Annotated in this window: 1 protein-coding gene and 3 pseudogenes; 2 read left to right on the forward strand and 2 right to left on the reverse strand. The window is 73.0% G+C overall.

The window, feature by feature from the left end:
- Positions 1–237 (forward strand): annotated as a pseudogene (locus AB0C29_RS47170) (hypothetical protein); the annotation flags it as partial.
- Positions 238–292: 55 nt separating this feature from the next.
- Positions 293–766 (forward strand): SDR family NAD(P)-dependent oxidoreductase, encoded by a 474-nt coding sequence (locus AB0C29_RS47175; RefSeq protein ID WP_360834746.1) that lies wholly within the window; start codon positions 293–295, stop codon positions 764–766.
- On the opposite strand, the pseudogene AB0C29_RS47180 reads toward AB0C29_RS47175, so the two are convergent.
- A pseudogene (locus AB0C29_RS47180) lies at positions 751–1,056 on the reverse strand (ATP-binding cassette domain-containing protein); the annotation flags it as partial. The gene AB0C29_RS47175 and the pseudogene AB0C29_RS47180 overlap by 16 nt on opposite strands.
- Positions 1,057–1,181: 125 nt before the next feature.
- Positions 1,182–1,676, reverse strand: a pseudogene (locus AB0C29_RS47185) (hypothetical protein); the annotation flags it as partial.

The raw sequence follows: 1,676 nt of genomic DNA on the forward strand, positions 1-1,676 counted from the left end.
GCCGCCGCGGAGGACACCCCGAACGCGGTCGACGACGGTCCGGTGGTCGGCGCGGCCATCGCCCTGCTCGACGACGACCGGGTGCTCGGGGTGGCCGCGGTGCCCGGCGGGCCGTACAAGATCGAAGGGCTGGCCGTCCGCGCCGCCGGGCCGGGCGAGGCCGCACTGATCGCGGTCGTCGACGCCGACGACCCGCTCGCCGCCTCCAGCCGGCTCGACCTCCGGATCACCTGGTGACGGTCAGCGCGGCCCGGTGATGTTCAGCGCGACGCATTGAGGGAAGCAGGAGGACATGGCAACGATTTTGGTGACCGGATCCAGCGACGGCATCGGACGGCAGACGGCGAGCACGCTCGCGGCGGACGGGCACCGGGTGGTCCTGCACGCCCGCAACGAGGAACGCGCGGCGCAGGCCCTGGCGTCGGTGCCGCAGGCCGCCGCCGTGGTGCGCGGCGACCTGACCTCCCTGGCCGAGACGCGGGAGCTGGCCGAGCAGGCGGCGGCGGTGGGCCCGTACGACGTGGTGATCCACAACGCCGGGGTGGGCGGGGGCCAGGACGCGCCCGTGCGCACCGGTGACGGCCTGGAACGCATCTTCCAGGTCAACGTGCTGGCGCCGTACGTGTTGACCGCTCTGATCCCCTGGCCGGCGCGGCTGGTCTACCTGACCTCCGGGCTGGAGTCCGGCGGTGTCCCCCGCCTCGACGACCTGCAGTGGCAGGGCCGCGACTGGGACGGCATGCAGGCGTACAGCGAGGCGAAATAGCGGGCGTTCTCCCGGACCGAGAGGTCGGCGTACACGCTCGGGGCCTGGGTGACATAACCGACCGTACGCCGCAGAGCCGGCGCCCCGGCCGGCTCGCCGAGCACCGTGACCGTGCCCGACTTCACCACCTGGACGCCGACGATCGCCCGGATGAGTGTCGTCTTGCCGCTGCCGCTGGGGCCGAGCAGCCCCGTGACGCTGCCGGCCGCGACCGCGCAGCTGACCCCGTGCAACACGCGGCGCTTGCCGCGCTCGACCACAAGGTCCTGGACCTCGATGGCGCTGGTCATCATGCCTCCCCAGTTAATTCATCGTCCAATGAGTTCAACGCTAGATGAATTCCGTGGGCAGGGCAATGACAAAAGCCGCGACCCCCTCGGAGGGGATCGCGGCTCTCGGGTCGTGCGGGGCCGGCCTACAGGGCCAGGATGCGGTCCAGGAACTCGCGGTAACCGCGCATCGCCATCCGCATGCTCTCGGTGTCCGGCGTCGAACCGGCGCGCAGCGGGTCCAGCTCGTCGCGTTCGGCCAGCATCGACTCGGTGAGCTCGTGCACGGCCTCGGTGAGCAGGTCGTGCGCCCGGGTCAGGGCGGCCACCGGGTCGTCGACGAACTGGGCCTTGACCTCGTGCCACTCGGCGCGGAACTGCGCGCTGGCCGACTCCTCCCAGAAGGTGATCGACACGTCGTTGACGTCACCCGGGCGCAGCGGCGTCTCGCCGGCCGCCTTCGCGGCGCGCCGGCCGGCCGCGGCCTCCTGCACGTCGTCCAGGTTGGCCGAGCGCCGGGGAGCGGGCGCGACCTGCTCGCCGGTGGCCTCGTCGTCGCGGCTGCGCCGTCCGCCGGATCCGCTGACCGGGACGCTGGCGCTGCGAGAGGCAACCGGCCGTGGACCGGCGGTGGCCCAGCC

This window comes from Actinoplanes sp. NPDC048791, from assembly GCF_040650095.1.
Taxonomy (GTDB): Bacteria; Actinomycetota; Actinomycetes; order Mycobacteriales; family Micromonosporaceae; genus Actinoplanes.

Coding starts and splice junctions, on each gene's coding strand:
- AB0C29_RS47175 (WP_360834746.1), top strand. CDS start 293: ATGGCAACGATTTTGGTGACCGGATCCAGCGACGGCATCGGACGGCAG.